Raw genomic sequence first — 25,535 nt, 5'->3', positions numbered from 1 at the left:
CTCAAGTTGCTCGTACCAAGATCCGACTCACGAAAGGTGGGACGATGGCGGGAGACGGCCAGCAGTCAAGCGAGTCATCAACCCGGAACGGCATCCAGGCCCTTGAATCGGCCTTCAGCGGGATCATGAAGATTCGCCAGGACGTCGACGGCACCAAGTCCACCCTGGGCTCCGGCTATCAGGGCAGCGACGGCGGCCAGTACGGCCAGCTCCTCGCTCAGTGGGACGGCCAGTGCAACGTCATCCTCAAGAACCTTGAGGATGTCATCGACCGGCTGAACCAGAGCCTCGTCGAGCACAACAAGACCCAGGGTTCGTCGAACGACGCGATCAACCAGGCGTACAACGCATCCCAGTCGGCCTTCGATCAACTGGCCGGCTGACTTCGACCTGACGCCACATCGGCGCCACGCCCCGGTGACCTACCGGACAGGCAGCCCCCCACCCTCAACTCCGTGTGAAAGAGGCAGACCGTGGCAGACAACCTGAGCGACGGTTTCATCTACGTCAGCTACAACCACATGTCGAACGCGGCAGACGACATGGTGATGCAGACCAAGGCGATCGCCCAGACGCTGTCCAACCTTGAGGCAGAGCTCAGCGAGCTGTCCAAGACCTGGTACGGCAACGACGCCGACACGTACCGCCGGAAGCAGGCCGCCTGGGACGGCGCGGTGCAGAACATGGAGACGCTGCTCACCTCGCACGCGCAGCTCCTGAGCGACATCTCCGGCAACTACAAGTACAGCGAGAACTCGCTCAGCCAGATGTGGTCCGAGGTGACCATCGGCCGCTGAGCAGGCCGTCCCGACCGCGCCGACCGGTCCGCCCTCGGTCGGCGCGGTGGAGCCATCTCCCCGCACCGTCGCCGTGCCCACGCAGGTCCGGCGCGTCCCGCCACCGGAGGCACCCATGGCAGATCTGACCCATCTGGACTCGACGGCGCTCAAGAACTTCAAGAACAACGATGTCGGGGACTTCATCACCGACCTGCTCAACATCCGCAAGGACAACGCGGGAGTCCGCTCGCTGAAGAACCTGGTCGCGGAGACCGGTGAGGGCTCGGCGTCCGGCGATGCCAAGATGCTGCGCATCGGGCTGATGGGCGGCGGCGACAGCGAGGACCCGACCGGCGGCTCGGCGCTGATCGAGGCCCTGAAGACACAGGGCGGCGCGCTGGACGGCATCTTCAAGAGCCAGAAGGTCCTCTTCGAGGACATCGAGTCCGCTCTCGAAGAGACCATCACGACGCTGCTGAAGACCCAGGGCGACAGTCTGACCTCGATCGACGGCGAGAAGCTGATGGACATCTTCGACACGGTCGACGACGACATGAGCGGCACCGGTTCCGACAGCTGACGCAGGGTCCCGCGTCCTCCTCTCCCCCACCCCCCTCAGCCCCAGCAGTGGAGTCCGTGCCATGGCCGACGACGGCAACAGTACTTCCGGAACGCCCACCTACGACCCGGACGACTACTACGCCCAGGCGATCACCAACTTCACCGGCTACACCATCCCGGCCCGCTCCAGCCTGTTCAATTCCCTCAGCAGCGACAGCGGCGACGACTTCTCCGACCTCAAGCTGTTCCGGATGGAGATTTCCGGGCAGACCATGCGCGCGGTGTCGACCGAGGACTACACGGCGCTCAGCGGCTTCCAGAAGAGCAAGGGCGAGGACTACGACCTGGCCTTCTACGACGCGGGCGGCGACGGCGCGCACGACAGCGTGAGCCTGAAGAAGGCACGGATCGTGATGATCGGCGTGGGCGTGGGCGACGACGGCCGCGCCGACCTGTGGGGGGACGGGGCGATCTCCGGCGGCGGCGAGTTCGAGGGCTCGTACTCGCACGTCCAGTGGGACTCCGGCCCGATGGCCCAGTACATCTCCGGCAGCAAGCTGGCTCTGGACGAGCTGCTGAACAACCACACCACCAAGGGCTGGAGCTTCAGCAACCTGTCGGTCCTCGATGGCAACGCTGTCGAGTTCAAGTCCTTCGAGGAGACCGGTCAGTCCTTCGACCGGGCGATGCAGTTCTTCAAGGACCACTCGGACGTGGTCAACGGATGGATGAAGTCGCTCGGCGAGGACCAGGCCGCGTGGAAGGGCAAGGCGGCCAGCCTCTTCTGGCACCTGCTGAAGGAGCTGAAGACCAACTACGACGGATACGTATCCCAGTTGGGCGGCCGTGACTACAGCCCGAAGAACACCACGGTGGGCGGCTACGTCCCCAAGTCGAAGCTGAGCGACGCCCTGGCCGCCGCGCAGACCGCACTCAAGGAAGCGGTCACCGATCTCCAGACTGCGTGGAACAACTGGGCCAAGGAAGGCCAGCACGACCCGCACCGGCACCTGGTGAAGGTGCTGGACGAAGTGTCCGGCTTCGTCCTGAAGGACAACATCCAGCACGTCAACGTGAAGACGCAGTACTACGGTGGCTACGGCGGTGGGGGCTCGTACAAGACCTACTCGACCACGGCCGCGTTCAAGCAGACCTCCGACTACGGCGACCTCACCCAGCACACCACCTGGAAGAAGATCGCCGACGCGGCCGTCAAGAGCTGGTCGGACCACGCCGACTCGATGCTGAAGCAGCCGGCCATCGACGCCCTCAGCAACGTGAAGTCCGCCTGGGCGGATGTGACGGATGCCTTCGACCAGGAGGTCACCGACAAGAACTCCGAGACGCTGGCCGAAGTCCTCGCCAAGGAGGAGGCCGACATCGCGGAGGACGAGGCCAACGCGAACAACGACAAGCTGAACGACTACCTCGACGGCCTCAACGACAACATCAACACGATCGGTGACGGGCTGGGTGATCTCAACGACGGGCTCAACGACAGCCTCAACAACCTGGGAGACGGGTTCAAGGACCTCAATGACGGGCTGAACGACAGTCTCAACGGCCTCGGTGACGGGTTCAAGGACCTCAACGACGGGCTCAACGACAACCTGAACGGGCTGAACGACGGGCTCAACAACAGTCTCAACGGGATCAACGACGGGCTCAACGAGAGCCTCAACGGCCTCGGCGACGGGCTGAACGGCCTCGGCGACGGTCGCAACGACAACTTCAGCACGCTCAACGACGGGCTGAACAACAGTCTGGGCGACGGCCTGAGCCTGAACGGTGACCCGAACTCCCCGCTCGGGGGGCCGAACCCGTCCGCACTGATGCCCCCACTCACCTCGCTGCTGAACAACGGCCTGACCAACGGCGGCCTGAACGACCCGGACAGCAAGGGGGGCTCCTCGCTGCTGAACTCCCCTACCGGGGGCAACACCCAGCTCAACGACGACGGCACTCTGACCACGAAGTTCCCCGACGGCTCGACGCAGACCATCGACCCGCGCACGGGCCTGGTCACCAACACCTCCCCGAAGGGCGTCACGTCGACCTCGCAGCTCAACCCGGGCACCAGCCTGCTGAACCCGGACGGATCGACCACCACGCTCAACGACGACGGCACGCTCACCACCACCTTCCCGGACGGTTCGAGCCAGACGCTCGACCCGAGGACCGGCCATGTGGAGACCCTCAACCCGGACGGCAGCCTGTCGGAGTCGACACTGAACCCGACCGACGGCGCCTTCACCAACCCGGGCGGCTCCACGTCCCAGCTCAACGGCGATGGCACGCTGACCACGACATTCCCCGACGGCTCGACGGAGACCCTGAACCCGGACACCGGCCAGGTCACCGTCACCGACCCCTCGGGACACGTCACCACCCACCAGCTCAACCCCGGTGAGTCGTTCACCAACCCGGACGGGTCCACCACCACCCTCAACAACGACGGCACGCTCACCACCGAGTTCCCCGACGGCTCGACGGAGACGCTCAACCCGGACACCGGGCAGCTCACCACCACCGACTCCGCCGGCCACACCACCACCACCGGCCTGAATCCGGCCCCGAACACGTTCACCACACCGGACGGGTCCACGGCGCAGATCAACCCGGACGGCACCGTCAGCACCCACTTCCCGGACGGTTCGACGGAGACCCTGAACCCGGACACCGGTCAGATCACCGTCACCGACCCCTCGGGCCACGTCACCACCCACCAGCTCAACCCCGGCGAGTCGTTCACCAACCCGGACGGGTCCACCACCACCCTCAACAACGACGGCACGCTCACCACCGAGTTCCCCGACGGCTCCAAGCAGGTCCTCGACCCGGATACGGGCCGGCTGACCACCACCGACTCCGGCGGCCACACCACCACGACCGACCTGAACGGCGACGGCCCGTCGCTCAACAACCGCATCCCGGACCTCAACAGCCTCAACCGCGACGGTCCGGACACCGACGGGCTCAACACCCAGGGCCTCCACTCCCCGCTCACCCAGTCGTCCAGCCTGAACACCCACGGACCGGGCGGGTCGCTGAACTCGCCCGGCGGCCCGGACTCCAGCCTCGACGACTACTACGACGACTACGACAGCACCCCGTACGGCGGCGGCTCCCTCAGGTCGGCTGCCCCCGGCGCCGCCGCGCTCGTCGGCAACTCGGCGGCACAGTCCGCGAACGGCACCCCGCTCAACCCGATGGGCATGGGAGGCGGCGGCATGCCCGGCATGGGCGGCACGGGCGGCGGCCAGGGCACTGGCGAACGCACCCGGGCCGTCCTCACCGACCCGGTCGGCAGTGCCAGGGGCGGGCGCGTCGGACGGCTCGCGGGAGCCGACGAGGACGAGGAGATCGTGTACACCCGGCCGACCACCTCCAGTTCCCCCTACCCGGTGGGCGGGCCCGGCGCCGCCGGCCAGGGTGGCACGTCCACGGAGAGCGGCGACCGCGCCCGCGAGGCGTGGCTGGCCGAGGACGACGATGTGTGGGGCACCGACGACGGCGGCGCCCCGGCGGTCATCGGGCGCTGAGGACGCCCGCAGGCCACGGAAGAGGGAACGGGAGAGGGAGTGCGCGGTGAACAGTGAGTCGATCGAACAGCGGCTCGCCAAGGCGATGGCGGAACTGGAGGAGACCGAGGCCGCCGTGGCGCGCGCCGAGAGCGAACTGGCACACGCCGAGGCGACGGTGCGCTCCGCGGACCGCTCGGTCGAGGTGACCGTATCCGCCCAGGGCGACATGACCGCACTGACCTTCTTGGACGACAAGTACCGTACGATGCCCGCAGGTCAGCTCGCTGCCAGCGTGCTGGAGGCGGCGCAGGAGGCGCGAGCCCGCATGGCCCGGCGGGTGATGTCCGCCTTCGAGCCCTTCACCCACGCGAACCCGGAGGCACCCGAACTCACCGGCTTCGACGTGGACTGGAACAAGATCTTCGGGCCTGGCGTGCTGCAGGGCCCGAAGGGCGACCGCCGCCGCGGCTCCGGCCGGCTCCGTGACGAGATCAGCGAAGACCCGGAGGACTGAGGAAACGATGACGGAAAACGCGTACTACGCCAACTTTCCCGGCCTGACCGGCGGCACCCGGCAGCTCCAGGCGATCAGCGACTACGCCGTCGACATGTTCAACGAGTTCTTCCACGATGTGTCGGCGACCAGCGACTGGCCCGGCAAGGACGACAGTTACGCCAAGACGATGATCCCGCAGGAGAAGAAGCAGCGGGAGGGCGCGGTGAGCACCGGCCAGGCCCTGACCGAGGCCATCGTCGGCGTGGGCGACGGCACGCTCGCCAACCTCAAGAGCGTCCTGACCACGCTGGGCGGCAATCTCGACGCGATCCACGAGTCCCACATCGACAACAGCAACGTCTCCGGCGGCACGCACGGCGGCGGCAGGCACTGACGGACCGGACCGCGCCCCATGAGCATCCAGGTTTCACCGCAGCTGAACAATCTGTTGTTCGTGCTGATCGGTGAGAAAATGCTGCAGGCCGACGAGGACATGGCCTTCGCCAACGGCCGGCCCTACGGGCGGCTGGGGCGGCGGGTGCGGGAGCTGTCGGACCTGATCGAGCAGACCGCGGGTGGCGTCGGGCGCTCGCTGCCGCCGCAGGTGGGCAACCAGTACGTCAAAGCCATGCACCTGTTCCTGGACAGCGGCGGCAAGAACTACCTGAAGGACTTCGCCGACCAGCTCGACGACCTGGAGAAGGCGCGCACCAAATCCTCCATGGACATCATGGAGGCGAAGTGGCAGATCATCGCCGAGCTGATCCGGCTGCTGATCGAGCTGGCCATCATCATGGCGCTGTCCATCTTCACGGGCGGTTCGGCCTCCAGCCAGGCGGCGGTCGCCAAGGCCCGCAGCCGGGTGGCGATCCTCACGCTGCTGGACTGGCTGATGAAGCGCACCCACCTGCTGCCGGCCCTCTCCGAGATGATCGAAGAGGCGTTCACGACGTTCGCGGTCCGCCTCGCGATGATGCTCGGTGCGCCCAAGGGGCGGCGGCCGCACGGCTTCGACTGGTCGCAGATCGTCCAGGACGGTGTCTTCGGCGCGTTCACCGGGCTGTTCCACGGGTTCCTCAACGACATCCTCAATAACCTGAAGAAGAACTTCAAGAACCTCTGGGGCAGCGGGAACAACCCGTTCAAGAGCATCGACGGCAACGGCAACAAGTTCCACACCAACAAGTTCGACGACCACCACCTCAACGACGGGCCTTCCCACCGGCCGGACCCGAAGCCGACGCCGAAGCCGGGCCCCGAGCCGACCCCCACGCCCAAGCCCAATCCGGTCCCGCTGCCCAAGCCGCCACCCACCCCCACTCCCGGTCTCGGGGAAAGGATCAAGCACGAGTTCGGTGAGGACATCGGACACTTTCTCACCGAGGGCGGCGCGGAGGCGCTGGGAGAACTGGCCACGGCAGCGATCTTCCACCTCCCCGTCGAGGGGCCGATGACTTTCCTGGGCGGCGGGCTGAGCGCGGTCAGCGAACGGCACCTGGGGCAGGGCGCGTCCGCCCTGGGCAACAAGTTCAACTTCACCAAACCGCCCACCGTGAACACCGCGCACCTCCCGGAAACGCCCGACGACTCCTCGGCGGACGGCGCTCCCCGCCCCGGCAACGACGACGGCAAGGGCCCCCGGCCGGGCGCGCCCACCCCGGGGCCGGGCGACGGTGTGCCGACCCCGGGCCCGTCCGCGGCGGGCGGCGGGCGGGGCGGGCCGGTCACCCTCCGGCCTCCGACGCAATCGTCCGTTCCGGACGTGGAGGTGACGGGTGGCGGGATCACCGCCGACGGTCCGTCCGAGGTGCACTTCGACGGCGTACACGTGGACCCTGTCAAGATCGACGGGGCAGACGTTCACAGCGACGTCCCGGATCACGGCGGCAACGTCCCGCACCCCTCCACCGCCCCGGGCACGACGAGCGGCACCACGCGTCCGGAGACGGTGACGCACGAGCACCAGCAGCCGCAGCCGCAGCCGCAGCAGGGCAACGCCGACGACAGCGCTGTCCCTGCTCCGATCGGCACTCCGGCCACCCACCCGGTCAACGATCCCGACGTGAATCCGGTGACCGATCCGTCGGCTCAGGCCCCCACGACAACCCCGCCGGTGACGGTCCCCGGCGGAGCGACACCGGCGCAGAACGCTCCACAGCAGTCACCGGCCACCAACGGCACGCCGCGTCCGGGGAGTACGTCGCAGCCCGATGGCACAACGACCGACACGGACACCCGAACCGGCGTGGACAGCGACACCGAGACCGGGAGCGACTCGGACACGGACTCCGTGTTCAGTGACGCCGACACCATCGCCGAGAGCGACATCACCGACCTCGACGGCACCGCTACGCACGACCCCCTCACCGAAGCGCCCAAGCCGATCGCCACCGGCAGCACCACGCCGCCGCCGACCGGCCTCCCCCAGGGTGCCGCCTCGGGTGGCACACCCGAACACACGCCGGCCGTCGGGCCCACCTCCCGCCCTACGCCCGTACACACGTCGTCCTCGGACTCGACGCCGGACCCCGTACGGAACGAGGCACCGCACCCCGTACGGAACGACATACCGGACCCCGTGGCCAACGCCGTTCCGGAGCCGGTGGTCCTGGCCTCGACGCCGCCCGTCACCCCGGCGCCCCACCCCGCGCCGGGCAGTTTCGAGGAGGCGCGGAACGGGGCGACGCCGACACCGCGGAGTCACACCTGGGTGGACCCTGTCTCCCGGCCCACCGGTCCGGACGGCAGGCCGACACAGTACGTGGTGCGTTCCTCCTTCGACGTCCGGCAGTTCACGCATGGCGGTGAGTCCGTCACCGACCTCACCGTCACCTACCGCGTGACGGGCGACCCGCAGCTCGGCCCGGAGGCCGACGGGGTGCGGCAGCGGCTCGAAGAGGGTGTGCGGAGGGTGTTCAACGCCCCCGGCCACCGCCTGCCCGACGGCAGCCGGCTGCACGTCACCGTCGCTCCGGCCGCCGCCGGCCGGACACCGGACCTGGACGTCACCCTGACCCACCCGGCGGACGGTGTGGCCACCACGCACCACTCGTGGCCGACCGACATCTCCGACTCTGCGCTGGCCCACGAGATCGGCCACCAGCTCGGCCTGCGCGACGAGAGCGGCCTCGACCCGGCCGCGCCGCACCGCGGCGGCAACGAGAGCCTCATGGGCGACGCGCCGCCGGTCACCGGCGCGCCCGTCCCCCCGCGGGAGCCGGCCGGCTACCAGCCGGGCGGGCTGCGGCCCCGGCACCTCCAGCTCATCGGCACGCTGGTGGGCGACCCCGCCGACGCGCCCCGGCCGCGCCCCGGCGGTGAGCGGCGCGACTCCGCGACGCCGACCGTACCGGTCACCGGTGACCTCGGCGCGGACCCGCCGGCGCCGGTCGTCCCACCCGCCTCGGCGCCCGCACCCAAACCGGCCATCGACCCGGCCTCGGACCCGGAAGCCGTGCCGCTGGCCCCGATCAGCACCACGTCCGCACCGGTCCCGGACGACACGACCGTGCCCCCGCCCGTCGTCACCTCCGAGGAGGCGACGTCTCCAACGGTGGTGCCGGAGCTGACGCTGACCACGGCGGACGGCGACACCCGGCCCCTGCCCGATCCGGACCCGGCCCCCGAGCCGGAGACGACGTCCGGACACGGCGCCCGCCCTTCCTACCTCGGCGGTTACGGACGCCGGCACGACGGCCAGGTCGGGCTCGTCCTCATGGAGCCGTTCTCGGCGGACGTGCTGGACGCCGTGCACCGCCAGGTGATCGCCGCCCTCGGCCGGCCCGCCCCGCGACCCGACGACCCGGTCCTCGCCCAGTTGCGGGACGTGCTGTCGGCGGCGCAGATGGCCCAGCACCTGCCGTATCTACGCAGCCTCGGCGGCCACCGCGTCACGCTGCGCGTCGACGGCACCGACCGGAGCGTGGACGTGCGGCTGGCCCTGGACGGGGGACGGCCGTCCGCGCGGCAGGGCGGACTGGACACCAGTGACCCCGACAAGCACGTGGAGCGGCGCGGCCAGGGCACCCGGGAGAACGTCTCGACCCAGCCGTCCGGCACGTTCTCGACGATCCCGGTGCCCTGGACGGGCTCACTGCCCATCACCGCGCCGGGTCCGGTCCGTTCGCTGGACATGGCGCTGTCCGCGACCGTCACGCACAACCAGGCGGACGGCTCCGTCACCGTCACCCAGGTCACGCAGACCACCACCGCCCAGCGCAGCGCCGAGCCGTCCCGGGCCTACGACTTCGACGGCGACTGGCAGGTCCGCGTGGACGCTCCCGCGCCGACCGCCTCGTCCACCACCAGCGACTCCACCGACAGCGACCCCGCCGACGGCTGGTCGCCGGTGCGTCAGCACGGACCGGTCACCGCCTGGTTCCCACAGCACCTGGTGGACGCGGACGCCGACCCCGCGCAGGAGCTGCCCACCCCCGCCGCCTTGGACGACCTGCCGCTGTGGGGCGTCGACTCGGTGCTCAACCCCCGGCGGTTGTACGAGGGCGCGGTGGCGTACTTCCGCGCCGATCTCGACGCCACGTCCTCCTCGCAGCTCGCCGACTTCCTCTCCGAGCCGGTGCTGCGGGGCACACTGCCGATGCAGCATGACGGCGGGCTGTACTCGCCGGTGCTGACGGACGGCAGCGGTCGGGCCGTCGGCATGGTGCGGCTGGACGCGCGGGTCACGCCGACCGCGCCGGTCGCCAAGAGCATCGACGCGAAGATCAACCTGGAGAGCCACCTCGTCAACACGGTCAAGAACGACCAGAACACCACGTTCAACAGCGGTGTCGCCTTGGCCGGCAGTATCGGCCCGTCGTTCACCGGTGATACGCGGCCGGGCCACCCGGACGCCACCGACGCCGTCGGCGGGAGCTTCAGCGGCAAGGGAACTCTCCAGCTCGGGGCGCAGAACGCCTTCGGCACCAGTTCATCGGCGGCCTCCGTGCACGCGCTGCGCACCAACCGCAGCCATCTGCTGACCGAGGCCGATGTCTCGTACACCGTCACCCTGATCCGGCCGGACGGCAGTACCGACTCGTACACGCCGGGAACATGGCAGCACGGACTCGACCTGCGCATGCTCAGCGCGGACGACGCCCGGGGCCGTACGCCGGCCGAGTCCGAAGTCAGACAGCTCCCCGCCGAGCTGGCGTCGCTCGGCTCGATCGGGCAGTCGGCGGTGCCGCTGGGCGTGGAGGGCACGGCCCCACTGTTCGCTGAGGCGGAGACCTGGCTGCGCGATCAGGGTTTCCTGCCTCCGCCCGCGACCGCGCCGAGCCGGGGCCGGCTGCCCGACGAAACGTTGGTGCAGGCGCAGTTGAACAACCTGCGGCGGCTCCAGGAGCTGCGCTCCGGGCTGGGGCTGCGGGGTGCGACGGACTCCATGATGGACGGTGGGCACTCACTGTTCCTGGAGACGCCCTCGTCCACGGGGCGGCGCCGGGTGCGGCTGGTGCTCGGCGCGACCGCGGAGCGGGACCGGCCACCCGTCCACAGGAGGGTGCTTCCCGGCATCGCCGTCATCAGCGTGTCGTCGTCGACGGCCGGCGGCAGCGGCAGGCTCGGCAACAGCTACAGCGGTGGCCTCGGGTTCGGCGGCGGCCCCAGTGTCCCCACGCCGAACGGCTCCTGGGCGCTGAGCGGCACCGGTGACTACCAGTTCGTCGGCAACGCCTCCCTCGGCAACACCACCTCGTCGGTGGTCGGGCAGGACCAGTTCTTCATCAGCTCGGGCCAGGACGCCCACGAGTTCGACGTGCCTGCCCGGCTCACGCTCGATCTGTACGAGGGCACGGGCCCCGCGCCGCGGGTCCGCTTCGGCACCCCGGAGCCCCGACCGCACCCGCCCGGTGACCTGGAGTCCGCGCCGGGCACCGTGCCGGCGGGGGTGCCGGGCACCGTCCGGCTGGGCGTGCCGCACGGCCGGACCCTGGACGCCCCGGCGCAGGCGCCGGCCGGCGAGCCGTTCACCGTGCGCCCGGTCTCCCGGCTCGACCGGGACCGGTTGGCCCTGACGGACGGCACCGGCCGACCGCGCCCGGACGTGGTGCGAGTCCCGGACGACGCCCTGGTGGACGTGATGCGGGGTTCGGCGGCTCTCCAGGACGCCTTCCAGCGGATCGTCACCGGCACGGCACCCACCACCGGCACCACTGCTCCGGCCCCCGGTCCGGTCTCCCCCGCCCCGGCACCCTCGCTGCTGCGACGCCTCGCCGGGTTCGTCGGCAGCTCGCTCGCCGGCAACCCGTTCGCCGACCCCACCACGGTGGCCGCCGAGTCCCGGGCCGCGGCGCTCTCGCCCGGTTCGCTGGTCGCCCGAGGGCAGCAGATACTCGGCGGCAGCTACGTGGTGGAGGGCCTGACCCTTCCGGGTCTCGGCGCCGACGGGCAGCTCTCCGTGGAGATCCAGGCCGTCGCGCACCACCCGCGGCTGACGTCCGGCACGACCCAGTACATGGAGTCGGACGTCTCCGCCGCCGACTCGGCGCAGCAGCTCAAGGGCTTGGGCAAGACGCACCAGTTCGGGCTGGCGGGCACAGCGACACAGAACAACCCGAAGTCGCCCGCCCCCGCCACCGGCCCGGAGCCGAACACGCAGCAGGACGGCGCCACTTCGACACCGCAGCCCAGCACGGCGGAGACTCGGCAGCCGTCCCGCTTCAACCCGTCCCTGCGCTACCAGTACGACCGCAAGGCCGACAAGTCCGACACCTCGATCAGTACGACCACGACCAACCGGGTGCCGACCCAGACGGGCATCCAGCACCGGGTCACGGCCGACCTCACCTATGTGATCACCGTCCGCTCCGGGCACCGCAACGCGTTCGCGAACTTCGTCGGCTACACCCACGGGCAGACCGTCCAGCTCGCCGTGGACGTGCCGCAGGGCCTCCAATTCCTGATGACCGACAGTCAGTTGCGCCGCGACCGGCAGTGGATGGGCGGCGTCGAGGGGCTGCCCGCCGACGTGCCGCCCAACGGTCCGGTGAGCCCGCCGCTGCCCAGCCGCTATGTGCGGGACGGCACGCTGGGCCTGGCCTCTGTCACCTCGGTCACCGAGCTCGGCCCGTCCGGCCTGCCGGGCACCGCGCAGCGCCGGCGGTTCCAGGACGAGGTGCTCGGCCTCCTCGACCGGTACGCGCCCGGCGCCACCACACCTGGCCACGCCTCGTACCTGCCCGGCGTCGCGGCGCTGATCGCCGACCAGACGAGCACCGCGGGCAAGCGCGCGCTGATCGGACGTGGCGGCGGACAGGCCCGGTTCGGCTTCCGGCACCACCGGTTCGGCGGCGCGGCGCTGGTCGAGGTGACGTTCTCGGCCCGGCCCACGACGACGGCCGCCGACCGGGGCACGCGCCGCGGCACCGCCGTCCCCGGTGACAAGTCGGGTCTGGAGAGCTGGACTTCGCAGACCCCGGCGGGCCGGTCCACGGCGGACACGGTGAGCCGGCAGCACCGGCTCACCGTCAATCCGACGGCCCGCTTCACCCGGCCCGACGCGGACGAGCGCACCGACCGGCTCGGCCCCTCCGTCCAGTGGACGTCGGCCAGTGTGAAGACCGACAAACGGGGCCGCACCGGCGAGGACCGGTTCTGGCTGCGCACCGACAACGCCGCCGACTTCGACGGCCTGGATTACGAACTGGTCGCCACCGTCCGCTCCACCTGGGTCACGGACTGGCCACCGAACGTGGTGGGCGCGCTGGTGCAGCGCGGCTTCATCGCCTGGAGCGACGCGGACTCGCCGACCCGGAACTGGATCAGCCGCACCCTGGCCGGCGAGATCGGCGGCCGGGCCCGGGTCCCGGCGCACGTCAGCCTGCGGTTCGCGGGCGGTGAGACGGCCGACCCGCGCGGCGGCAACCCGTTGCCGGTTCCGGTGTCGGTGTCCCGGGTCGACCCGCGGGCGGTGCCGCACGGGCAGCCGGCGCTGCGCGACGACGGGCTGTTCCACCCGAACGGCAACGTGCCGGTGTACGGCTTCAACGCTTGGGACCAGCTCTACGCGGCCCTCGACCAGGTGGCACCGGCCACCGGCAGCGGCTGGCGCGCGCAACCCGCGTCCACCTCCGACGAGAACGCCTCGGTGCGCCTCGGGGAGCTGTTGCAGGCCGGTTCGATCACGTTGGACAACCCGCGTCAGGTCGGCGGCATGCTGCCGGCCATGCCGGGGGCCTTCCCGCTCCTGGACTCCCCGGAGGGCCCCACACTGACGGTGTCCCTGTACCGGCCCCGGGTTGTCACCGAGAGCAGCGACGTCGCCGTGGACCGGCTGCGTATAGTCACCGACTCCTCGGGCACGGTCTCCGGCAACGACACCGCCCTCGGTCTGGCACTGCCGTTCGTGCTGAGCGCCGACGACCCCGACCGCAATCTGGTCGGCGCCACTCCGCCCGTGCTGCAACGGCCCATCGACCCCAGCAACTTCGGCAGCACTGTCTCCGGCGGGCGCCGCGAGTGGCTGAAGACCGGCAGCACCAGTGCCCCGGTCGAGGGGCGCGGCACCCGCGGCTACGAGGTCCAGGCGGACGTGCACATCGAGGTCAGCGGCCCCGAGGGGGTGCGGCACGTCACCGGTACGGCCACCCTCCGCATCGAGGAGCGCGACGCACTGGGACACGGCATCACCCCGCCCCGTCCCCTCCCGCGTGTCTACGACCTGCCGGCGCTGCTGGCCTCGCAGACGGGCAGCGCGCCGGGGCAGTGGGCGTCAACACCGCCGCGCGACCTGCCGGAGGCCCTTGTCGCCGGGGTCGATCCGGAGGACGACGGGTACCAGTTCTGGCTGGCGACCGGCGCGGACCCGGACCGCTCCCGGCTCGCCCTCGCGCTGTACGGGGCGTCGCGTGCGGCCCGGCTGACCGGGCGTCCGGTGGAGCTGGTGACGCGCGGCCCGGAAGGACTGCGGTTCTGGTCGTTCGGCCCGGACGGTTCCCTGCGGACCGCCCCGCCCCCTTCCTCGGCGCCGGGCACGGAAAGCGCGCCGCCCATCGGCGACCCGGCTCTGGACCGCGCCTGGTCCGGCTTCGAGACCGTCGCGAACGATCTGCACCGCGCCCACGGCGACCACGCGCAGGCCCTCGCGGACGAGGTCGAGATGCGGAACCTCCGGTCGGACGCGGTGGACGGCCTGCGCAACGCGGCCACGACACTGGACGACGCGCGCACGGTGGCCGACGACGCCGACCGGGCGGCCACCACGGCGGAGACCGAGGCCGACGGGGCAGAGCAGGACGTCCGCGACCTCGAAGGCCGGATCGACAAGCTGACCACGGACATCGCCGACACGCGCGGCACGATCGACGCGCTCACCGGATCCCTCACCGAGGGCGGGCGCCGGCAGACCCGTCTCGACGCCGATCTGAAGGCGGCGCAGGACGCTCTCGACGCCCTGAACGAGACCGCCGCCGCACCTCCCGCGCCGGACCCGACCACCGGGCCGGGCACCTCCACGATGCCCACGGCCGCACCCGCGGCGCCCCCGGCCGTCGACCCGCGCCTCACCGAGCGGATCGACGCCGCAACCGCCGATGTCGACCGGATCGACGCAGAACTGGACGCCATCCGCAGCAAGTTGACACTCGACCGGACGAACCTCCGGCAGGCCGGGATATCCGTCGCCCGGGACGAGGCGGCCCTCAAGGAGCTCGACAGGCAGCTCCCGGACCTCATCGGCACCGCACGCGACCTGCGCTCCGACGCCTACGCGGCGCGCGGCCACGCCGAAGACACCGAACTGGTCCGCCAGGAGGCGCAGGAGTCGCACGACCGGGCCGAGCTGCGCCTCAGCGAGATCGACCACGCACTGGACGGCATCCTCGGCCGCCGCGACGACGCCGCCACCCGTCGCGCCGACGCGGAGAGCGCCCTGCCCGCGGCGGCGGGGCCGGTCCTGACGAACGGCCCGGCGGCGGTGCCGCCCTCGCGGTCTTCGCTGTCCGCCGCCACCCCGCACCCGCCGGGCTCCACGCTCCCCAGGACGTCCGGCCCGTCCACCGGCAACACCCCTGCCACCGGGGACGACACCGAGTCCGACGCCGCATCGGACTCCACCGCCTCGGTTGCCTCGGACCCGCGCTCCGACGACCGCGACGCCCCGTCCGAGGCCGAGACCGCGATCACCGTGCCGGACCCGACGCCCCCGGTCCCGCCCAAGAGCGAGGACACCTCCGAGGACGGCGACACCCGCTCCGTACCCGATTCCGACGCCGATTCCGGCCCCGGGAGCACGGCACCGCCGCCGCCCCTCTCCGCGCCCTTCCAGGTGCGTGCGCCGCGCGGCAACACGGTGCCCACGATCGATGACGGGCGCTGCATCCTCTACACGTTCATCGGCACCGACCCGCAGCGCGTCCGCGAACGGGTGCCCGGACTGAGCACCCAGGCCCCGGAGACGTACGCCTGGCTGGGCCGCATCGACGACGTGCGCACCGGTCTGAGCCTGGCCGCCCGCGGCGGCACCTCCCCCGCGGCCCCGCAGGCCCGCAACCACCTGCTGATTGCCGCCGACCACCTCCGCTCGGCTGCGGAGCAGCGGCTGCTCGACGCGCACCGGGGCGGACGGCCGTTGCCGCAGGACGTGGTGGGCCAGGTCCGGCAGACGCTGGCACCACGCTTCACCCGGGCCACGGCCGCCATGAACCGGTCCCAGCTCCTCGCCACCGCCGGGCGCTACGGCATCGACGGGGTGCGCCGGCCGGAGGAACTGAACGACCTCAACGCCCGTTTCGACGCCGCGCTGACCGAGGACGGGGTGACCGACCGACCGTCCGACCCCGGCGTCATCCAGATGTTCAACCACCTGCGCGACACAGGCCGGCTGCCCTCCCTCGCCGAACTGGACGACGCCCAGCTCCGCCAGGTCATCGACTCGGCGTACACCGAGAGCACCGTCCCCTTCACGGACGAGGAGCTGAACCACGCCCTCGCCGCGGTGCGGAACTGGTCCGGTGCGTGGCAGAGCGACCAGGGCGAGATGTTCCTGCCGTTGCTCGCCGACACCCTCGGCGTCACGGTGGAGGTGCTGCGGCCCGATCCCACGAGCGGACTCGGCACGGTGACTCGCGTCGGCTCACCCACCGCGGGCCGGGTCCTGGAGGTCCACTACTGGGGGCTGAACCACTACACGGCCAGCGACGCGGACCCGCTCACCGCGATCCCGACGTCCAGTGCGCCGCGTGGCCCGCGGGACGCGCCCAGCACGCGGCCCGCCGGACGCCGCCGCCCCGCGCCTCGCCGCGCACCCCGTGACGACCGGCCCGCACCCCGCGTCGCCGAGCCCGCGCACCCCGACACCTGGCACCACCTCCGCCCCCACGCACGCCCAGCCACCCTGCGCACCGAACGCTTCGACCCCCACGCCGACCCGACCGCCGACGCCCCCCGGCCCGGGCTCCTCTCCGGCGCCACCACCCTCATCCGCGCCCAGATCCGCCGTATCCAGGCGCCGAGCGGCCAATGGGTACGCGACTACACCCTCAACCTCCCCGTCGACGCGGCCGACCCCCGGCACACCGCCCGGCTGGGAGAACGCCTCGGGCGTCTGGTGGACGACCACCTCAACACCGGCTATGCCCTGCCCACCTCGGGCGACCAGCTCCGCGTCAACGTCAATCTCGTCGACAGCCCGGAGCACCCGGAAGCCATCACCCTCACGCACACGGACGACCCCGCACGCCCCGACCAGACCCACTTCGACCTCAACCACAGCGACAGCCGGCTCCTCCACGAAGTCCTGCACTACCTCGGGCTGCCCGACGAACAGCGCGACAACGACTTCCTCTTCCGCAACCACCCCGACGCCACAGCCGTCCGCACCGACGGCCTCATGGCCAGGACCGAAACTCTCGCGCCACTCCCCTACCGCTACCTCGCCACCATCGAGAACGTCACGGACTCCGGGCCGCAGCTCCACGACCACACCCCCGCGACCACCGAGTCCCCCACCGATCCCGACGCCACGCCCGTTCCGGCCGCCGAGGCCCCCGACTGGCCCACCTCCCGGGCACCGGTTCCGGCGCCGTCCTCCACCTACGTGCTCGCCTACGGCGCCCAACTGGACGGCAACGTCGGCCTGGTGTACCTGGAGCCGCTGCCACCGGCGGTGGTGGACGGGCTGCACCAGCAGGTGATGGGCGCCCTGGGGCTGGCGGACGCCCCGGACGGGCACCCGGTGCGTGAGCAGCTCCGGGCGGTGGCGGGCGGTGAGCAGCTGATCCTCAACCTGCCCTATGTGCGCGGCAGTCTGGGCTTCCGGTTCACCGTCCGGGCGGACGGCCGCGACCGGACCGTGGACGTACGGATGCGGCTGTCGGACCCGGTGGCGTCGGCGCGGTACGGGCGGACCGAGGGCGCCGAGCGGGACGTGCGCGTGGAGCGGCGCGGCATCGGCACCCAGGAGTCGGTGTCCGCGGAGGCTTCGGGCACGGTCCGTACCCTGCTGCTGCCGTGGACGGGTCTGTTCCCGGTGACGCGGGCGATCCCGGTGCGGGGTGTCGATGTGGCGCTGACGCTGGCGATGACACTGAACCAGCTGTCCTCGACCTCGTCGGTGACGACGGTGGTGCAGACGACGTCGGCACAGCGCAGCAACGAGCCCTCGGAGCCGTACGATTTCACGGCCTCGTGGGAGGTCCGGGTGGACGCGCCGCGGCTCGCGCCGCCGGTCACCTGGGGGCCGCCACGGGCGCACGGGCCGGTGACGTTCTGGTTCCCGCAGCACCTGGCGCGGGACGAGGCGGAGGAGCTGCCGGAGGCGGCCGGTCTGGACGACCTGCCGGTGTGGGGCGTGGACACGGTCGCCGAGCCGCAGCGGCTGCTCGCGGAGGCGCTGGGCTTCTTCGGCACCGAGCTGAGCACGCTGGACGAGGACTCGGCGGCGGAGCTGGAGACGTTCCTGTCGGAGCCGCTGCTGCGGGGCACGTTGCCGATGCAGCGGGACCGGGGGGTGTTCTCGCCGGTGCTGCTCGACACTTCGGGGCGCGCCCTCGGCATGTTCCAGTTGCGGACCGAAGTCGTTGTGGGCGAACCGCTGCGGCGCAGCGTGGCCGGGAAGATCAACCTGGAGAGTCATCTGACCCAGGTGGTCAAGCTGGATTCGCAGTCGCGGTTCAGCAGCGGGCTCTCCCTGTCCGCGAGCGCCGGCCCGGCGCTCACGGCGGACCGGTCGCAGGGGCATCCGAACGCCGCCCACCGGCCCGGCGGCGGTGTGCTGGGGCGGGTGTCCGCGCAGGCGGGCACGCACGAGGAACTGGTGCAGAGCGGCAGTACGGCGCTGATGCACGCGGTGCGCACCAACCGCAGCCACCTCCTGGCTCCGGCCGAGGTGCGGCACACCCTGGTGCTGCACCTGCCGGGCGGCGGGCGGCGGGAGTTCACTCCGGACCCCTGGCCGCGCGGCATGCACCTGCGGCTCCTCACCGCCGAGGACGCCAACGGACACGTGCCGTCGGCGGACGAGCTGCGGCGGCTGCCCGCGGAGCTGGAGCACCTGCGGTCGGTCGGCACCACGGCGACGCCGCTGGCCGTGGACGGCGCCGCGCCGCTCTTCGTACATGCCGAGAACTGGCTGCGCCGGGAGGGCTTCCTGCCCGGTGACACAACGGTGCGCAACCGTGTCCTGCCCGACGAGGCCCTGGTGCAGGCCCAGTTGAACAATCTGCGCCGGTTCGAGCAGGGGCGTTCGGAGGTGGGGCAGCGGGCCGCCACGGATGCCATGCTGGACGGTGGCCACACGCTGTTCCTGGAATTCCCGACGTCGACCGGGGCGCGGCGGGTGCGGCTGGTGCTCAGCGCGGTGCGCGGGGACGGTGACAGTGTGCACAGCCGGGTGCTGCCGGACGTGCAGGGCATGGGCGTGGCGTCGCTGTCGGCGGCGGGCGCCGACCATCGCGGTTCCTCGTACGGACTCTCGTACGGTGGTGGCGGCTCGTTCGGGCTGCCGAAGGGCTCGTGGACGCTGGGCGGCAGCGGCGACTATGTGCGCGGCCACCAGGTGCGACACGACAACAGCGTGCAACTGGGCGTCGGGCACGACCAGTTGTTCATCGGGAGCGGGGCCGGGCAGCGCAGCGAGGTCTTCGAGGTACCGGCCGCTCTGGCGTTGGACCTGTACGAGGGCCCTGGCGAGCAGCCGTCGGTGCGCTTCGCGCACCGGACGGTGGCTGTGCCGTTCGTGCCGCATGGTGCTCCGCCCGCCGAGCCGCCGGGCCCGCCACCGGACCGCGTGCCGGGCACGCTGCGCTTCTCGGTGCCGACGCACCGCACGCTTCCGGCCGGGGCGCCGTTGCCGGCGGCTCCTCCGGCGCCGGTGCTGCGGGCGGCCACTGACGCCGACCGGGACCTGCTCGGCCTGACGGACGAGGAGGGCGCCGCGCTGCCGGACACGGTGCTGCTGCCGGACGACGCGATCATGGAGGTGTTCCGGGCGTCCGCCGCTCTGGACTCGGCGGTCCGCGCGGTGCTCGGCAACACCTATCCGGGGCATCCGGCGCGCGGTCTGCTGGACGACGTGCGGGACGCGGTCGCCGGGCGCACCCCGGGTCCGGTGGCGCGGGCCGGCCGGGCGCTGGGCGAGTCGCTGGCGGGCTCGGCGGCCACCGATCCGACGACGGTGGCGGCGGAGATGCTGTCCGCCGCGCGCAGCCCCGCCGCGCTCCTGGCACGGGGGCACCAGGTGTTCAAGGGCGCCTACGTGGTGGAGGGCCTGACGCTCCCGGGGCTCGCCTCGGACGAAGTGCTGTCGGTGGAGATCCGCGGCGTGCTGCGGCGGCCCAGGGCGACGGACGGTTTCGCGCAGTACTTCGAGACCGGTCTGAGCGCCACCGATGGAGCGGCGCAGCAGCGGGGCGCGGCGGGCACCTCGCAGTGGGCGGGCGGCCTCCGCGCGGTCCGCAACACGTCGTCGGCGCAGACACCGGCCGCCGACCAGGCGGCGGGCAACGACTTCGACGACATCCTGGTGACCCGCGCCGATCGCACCGGTGAGGAGGGCGGTGCGCCGTCGGCGTCCCGGCCGAGCACGCTCAACCCGTCGGGGCGTTACACCCGTACGGCCCGGAGCGAGCGGTCGCGGGCGCTGGGCTCCACGACGACCGCGTACCGCACCGCCACCGAGAGCGGCACCCAGCACCGGATCACGGCCGACGCGACGCTGCTGGTGACGTTCCGCCGGGGTCGCCGCAATGTCGTCGGCAACGCGTTCGGGCAGGGCGAGGGCCGCGCGGTGACGGTGGCGCTGGACCTGACGGACGCGGTGCGGTTCCTGGCCACCCCGGCGCAGATCCGGCGGCACGCGGCGTGGTTCGCGGGCGTGGCCGGTCTCGCCGTACCGGACCCGGGGGTGGGCTCGGTGCCGCTGCCACGCCGGTTCACGGCCTCCCGCGAAGTGGGTCTGGGCAGTGTCCTCGCGGTGGACGAGTTCACCGACGCGACACGCACGGTGCAGCGCCCCGACGTGCTGCGGCAGCGGCTCCTCGCACTGATCGAGGAGGAAGCGCCCGGTATCACCCGGCCCGGCCACTCCTCCTACCTGCCGGGCGTGGCGACCCGTGTCGCGGACCTGTCCTCGACGGCCGGCCTGCGCACTCTCGCCGGTCGTGGTCCCGAACATGTGCAGCGCTTCCGGTTCCGTTGTCTCGGCTACGGCGGAGCCCAGTTGGTCGAGGTGACCTTGCGCACCGAGCCGGACGCCGACGACCACGCGCTGCGTGCGCTGCGCGGGCATCCGGCGGCTTCGGGCTCGGGCATCGAGCAGTTCCTCGGCCATGTGCCCTCCTCGGTGACCGACCGGACGGCGCGCAGTGTGCGGCACGCCGGATTCGTCCAGCTCCAGTCGCGCTTCCCGCGGCCCACCGGCGGCCCGCGCACCGACCGGGCGGGCGCGCTGATCAGCGCCGACACCACGCGCGGCAACGCGGCTCGCGTCACCCGTTCCGCCGAGGACCGCTTCTGGCAGCGAACAGACAACGCCGCCGACTTCGAGGGCGTGCCGTACCGGGTGGTGGCCGAGGTGCGGTCCACCCCGGCCGCGCAGTGGCTCCTCGACCTGCCGGGCACTCTGTTCCAACACGGCGTGTTGAGCCTCACCGAGGCTGACGCCACGCTCGCCGACCGCATCGCGCACCTGTTCGGGGGCCGGCCGGTGCGGACCACCGCTGTGCACACCGCCGCCGCGCTCCGGTTCACCGGCAGCGAGACGGGCGAACCGGCCCCCGCGCTTACGCCGTTGCCGGTGGCCCGGCACACCGCGCGGCCCGCGGTCGCCGGGGACCGCTTCGTACCGCACGGCCCGGCCCCCGTGTACGCCTTCGACGGCGGCGCGGAACTGGCCGCGGCGCTGGGCGAGGTGGCCCCGGCGCTCACCCGCTCCTGGCGTTCCCTGGCCTCCTCCGGATCCGCGGACGCCACGGCCGTGCGCATGGGCGAGCTGATCCAGTCCGGCACGCTCTCGCTGGACCATCCCCGCGGCCCGGCGGGCCCGGCCACGACGATGCCGGGTGCCTACCCCTTCCAGGGCGCGCCGGGCACCCCGCCCCGCCTGACGGTGGAGCTCTACCGTCCGCGCCCGGTCACCGATACGGGGGATGTGACGGTGGACCGGCTGCGGCTGAGCACGTACGGTGCGGCGTCCTCCTCGCAAGCGGGCGTCACCGCCGGACTCGCGGCACAGGGCGGGCCGACCGCCACCGACGACAACCGGCAGATCGTCAACTTCACCGTCCCGGTGCTGGCCCGCCAGCCGCAGGCGCCCGGGCCCGGTGCCGGCGTGAGCGGCACTCGCCGGGACTGGCTCAAGCACGGCAACACCAGCGCCCCGGAGGGCTCGCGCGGCACCCGCAGCCACGAGATCCTGGCCGACGCGCTGATCACCGTGCACGGCCCGGACGGCGTGCGGTACGTAACGGGCACAGTGCGGATGCGTCCCCTGGAGCGCGATCTGCTGGGCCTGGGTGTTACCGGCGCCCGCACCGACGCCGCGACGTTCGACGGCGCGGCCCTGGTGCGGGCAACCGCCGACGCCCGCGCCCACGCGGCGGGCGCCCCGGCCGACGCCACCGCCGACGCCGTACTGCGTGACTGGCGCACGGTGCCGCTGCGCGACCTGCCACCGCTGCTGGCGGAAGGCGTCCGGGCGGACAGCGGGGCGGCCGTGGACGGCGTGCGGATCTGGCTGGCCGTGGACGGCGGCCCCGGGCAGACGGCACGCGCGCTCTACGCCGCCGCGGGCGCGGCGGCGCTGCTGCGCCGTCCGGTCGAACTGGCGCTGCGCGACGACGAGGGCGTTCGTTTCCGCCGCTTCGACGCCGACGGCGAACCGGAGCCGGCCGGCCCGGAGGAGAACGGCGCCGGCTGGGCGGCCGTCCGGGAGCAGGCCGGCACGCTGGACGCGGCGGCGCACGCGGAGGAGACGGCCCGCGCTGAGGAGGCGGCCGCCCAGGCCGAACTGCCCGACGCTCGCCGGGCGCTGGACGAGGCGCGGCCCCCGGTGGCACGTGCGGGGCGGGAGCTGGCCGCCGCTCGCGCCGCCGCGCAGGCCGCACGGGACGCCCGTACGGCCGCCGAGCGCGCGGTCACCGCCGCCGAGCGCACCGACCGGGAACGGCGCACTCGTGTCGCGGAGCTGACGGCCGACGCCCAGGACCGCCGGACCCACGCAACGGCGGCGACCCGGCAGGCGGAGGAGGCCCAGGCGGCGGTCCGCGCCGCGCGAGAGCACCTGGAGACCATGGAACGCGGCCTGCGGGAGGCAGTGGCCGAGGCGGCCTCGCGTGGCGGTTCCAGGTCCGGCGGTCCGGTCGGCTCGGACGGGTCCAGCCGCTCCAGCGGGTCGGTCGCCCGCCGCACCGTACGCCGGGACAGTGCCCGCGCCGCGCTGGAGAGGGCCAGGACGGCAGGAGAGGCGGCCGAGCGCGCCGCCGACGCCGCCCGGCACGCGGCCGAGGACGCCGCCCGCCGCCGCGACATGGCTCGCGACGCGGCCGGCGCCGCGGCCGCAGCCCTGGCCCGCGCCCGTGACACGGCCACGAGAGTGTCGCGAACCGATCAGGAGGCCCGTGACGTCCTGACCGCGGCCACCGAACGCCACGACGCGGCGGTTGCGGCGCTCGACACCGCCCAGCGGGGGGTGCACGGCCTCGAACGCCGGGTCGGCGAAACCCTCGCCGAACAGGCCCGCCAGGCGGACCGGCAGCGCGACGCCCAGAACAGCCTGACCGATCTCGTGACCCTCCTGGAGGCGGAGCGCGCGGCGGCGGGCGACGGCACGGTGCAGCTCCCGACCGGCTCGTTCGCCCGTACACCTGCGAGCTGGCCGATCCGCACGGGCCGGCCGGCGCCGCCCAGGATCGAGGAGGAGTTCGACGCGGACAGCGACGCGTCGGACACGGAGTCGGAGGAGGACAGCGATGACGAGGACGCCGAGGACGCGGGCGGGCCTCCGCCCGTCTCCCGGGGTGAGCGTCCGGACTCCTTCGTCGCCTCGCTGTCCCGCCTGCTGACCGCATCGGGCGACGCCCCGGCGTGGGCCGGATCGCGCGACCCGCACGGCGCGCTGCGCGAGTGGGCGCGTACGGACGTGGCGGCACGCCGGGCCCCGGAGGACGCCGAACTCCCGGAGGGCGAGACGCTGGTGAGCATCGATGACCTGGACCGGGTCGATGCCCTCACCGACGCGCTGCGCGCTCAGTCGATCCTCCAGGGCGGCCGGGTGACCGTGGAAGAGGCCGGACTCGACGACGCCGCGCGCCTCGCTCTTGTTCTGGCACGCCCCGATTCCCCGGCGTACGTGGCGACCCTGGCCGCGCTCGTCGCCCGGGAGACCGGACGCCGGGTGCGGGTGCTCGGACCCGGGGACGGCGTCCGCGAGTTCGGAACGGAGGAGGGCGCCCCCCTGAACCTGCTCTTCGACGGCCGCCGCTTCTCGCCCGCCCCGCCCGGCAGCTGATCACGGGCACGGCCTGATCCCCGCAACACCACCCCGAAAGGAAGACCATGTCCGGCAAGAACGAACCGCACCACCAGGCCGCGGCGGCCGAGTCGGCGGCGACGCCGACCACCCAGGAGCCGGAGCCGCTGCTCCCGACCGCGCCGGAAGCAGCGGCGTCTCCGAAACCGGCGAGGACCGCCGAGCCGGAGCCTGCCGCCCCGGAGGTCGGGACCGCGCCCGAGGCACCGGACGCGGCCGCCGCGCGGGGGGCGGCGCCGGACACTGAACCGACGGCCACGGCAGAGGCCGAAGCGCAGGCCGAGGCCGCGACCAACGCGGCCGGCGGCAAGTCCACGGCGCCCCGCCCCTCCGGCCGCCCGTCCCGGGGCTTGCTGGCCGGTGCCGCCATCGCGGGGGCGCTGCTGGTCGGAGTGCCGTTCCTGGTGTCGGGGGCACTGGACAGATCGGGTTCGGGGACCGGCGGATCGGCGGACCGGGTGGCCGACGCGGGAACGGTGCTGAACAACTCGGGCAGTGGGGATGAACCCGGCGTCTACGGAACCGCCGACCCGGGCCCGTCGTCTCCGTCGCCGTCCGCGAGCAAGGACAGGGAGGACGGCGGGAAGCGCAAGCGGAAGACGGGCGCCGCAGCAGCGGACCCGGCGGCACCGAAGGGCACGGAGGACGCGCCGAGGAACCCGGAGCCGTCGAGGACGCCGACGAAGCCGAAGAAGAAGACGCCCCCGAAGCCCGCCGTCACCACCACGGTGACCGCGGCGCCGGGCACAACGCTCTTCGGACACGCCTCCAACCGCTGTATAGAGATGGTGGCCCACAAGGGGGCGGACGGCTCCCCCCTCCAGATCGCCGACTGCACCGGCAAGAACTGGCAGAAATGGGACTTCCGCCCGGACGGCACCATCCGCTCGATGGGCCTCTGCATGGACGTGGCGTGGGGCTCGCACGACAACGGCGCGGTGATCCAGATCGCGTGGTGCAGCGGAAACCCGGCCCAGCAGTTCGTGCTGAGCGCCGCCCACGACCTGGTGAACCCACAGGCCAACAAGTGCGTGGACGTGAAGAACGCGCAGACCGGCAGCGGCGCCCGCCTCCAGCTCTGGGACTGCAACGGTCAGGACAACCAGAAGTGGAGCAGGCGCTGAGTCCGCGGACGGCCTTCGAGGTACGCGGCTCCCGCTGACGCTCGGACACTCTGGCCGCCCTCGGTGAGCCCCAGCGCACGCAGA

The 25,535-nt window shown here is 72.5% G+C and carries 8 protein-coding genes; all 8 read left to right on the top strand.

The features are described from left to right. Positions 1-44: 44 nt before the first annotated feature. The 8 genes from ACZ6C6_RS08870 to ACZ6C6_RS08835 all read left to right on the top strand — a co-directional run bounded on the left by ACZ6C6_RS08870 (position 45) and on the right by ACZ6C6_RS08835 (position 25,451). Positions 45-383 (top strand): hypothetical protein, encoded by a 339-nt coding sequence (locus ACZ6C6_RS08870; RefSeq protein ID WP_018522577.1) that lies wholly within the window; start codon positions 45-47, stop codon positions 381-383. A gap of 90 nt (positions 384-473) precedes the next feature. Beyond that, positions 474-797, top strand: a complete 324-nt coding sequence (locus ACZ6C6_RS08865; protein ID WP_018522576.1) for a WXG100 family type VII secretion target — start codon at positions 474-476, stop codon at positions 795-797. A gap of 115 nt (positions 798-912) precedes the next feature. Further along, positions 913-1,359: a type VII secretion system-associated protein gene (locus ACZ6C6_RS08860; RefSeq protein ID WP_469200545.1), complete on the top strand. Its 447-nt coding sequence runs from the start codon at positions 913-915 to the stop codon at positions 1,357-1,359. Between the two features lie 61 nt (positions 1,360-1,420). Further along, the gene (locus ACZ6C6_RS08855; protein WP_469200543.1) at positions 1,421-4,882 is read left to right on the top strand and encodes an AAWKG family protein; all 3,462 of its coding nucleotides are present in this window, start codon (positions 1,421-1,423) and stop codon (positions 4,880-4,882) included. Positions 4,883-4,928: 46 nt separating this feature from the next. Then, entirely contained in the window at positions 4,929-5,378 is a 450-nt protein-coding gene (locus tag ACZ6C6_RS08850; RefSeq protein WP_469200541.1) for a YbaB/EbfC family nucleoid-associated protein, read from the top strand. A 7-nt stretch (positions 5,379-5,385) separates the two neighbouring features. Then, entirely contained in the window at positions 5,386-5,754 is a 369-nt protein-coding gene (locus tag ACZ6C6_RS08845; protein ID WP_469200539.1) for a hypothetical protein, read from the top strand. A gap of 18 nt (positions 5,755-5,772) precedes the next feature. Further along, the gene (locus tag ACZ6C6_RS08840) at positions 5,773-24,306 is read left to right on the top strand and encodes a hypothetical protein (RefSeq protein ID WP_469200537.1); all 18,534 of its coding nucleotides are present in this window, start codon (positions 5,773-5,775) and stop codon (positions 24,304-24,306) included. Positions 24,307-24,353: 47 nt separating this feature from the next. After that, positions 24,354-25,451 carry an RICIN domain-containing protein gene (locus tag ACZ6C6_RS08835; RefSeq protein ID WP_469200535.1) on the top strand — a complete coding sequence of 366 codons (1,098 nt, stop codon included), beginning with the start codon at positions 24,354-24,356 and terminating at the stop codon, positions 25,449-25,451. Positions 25,452-25,535 lie beyond the last annotated feature (84 nt).

The organism is Streptomyces sp. NPDC041814 (assembly GCF_055590565.1).
This window is presented reverse-complemented; position numbering and strand designations above follow the sequence as displayed.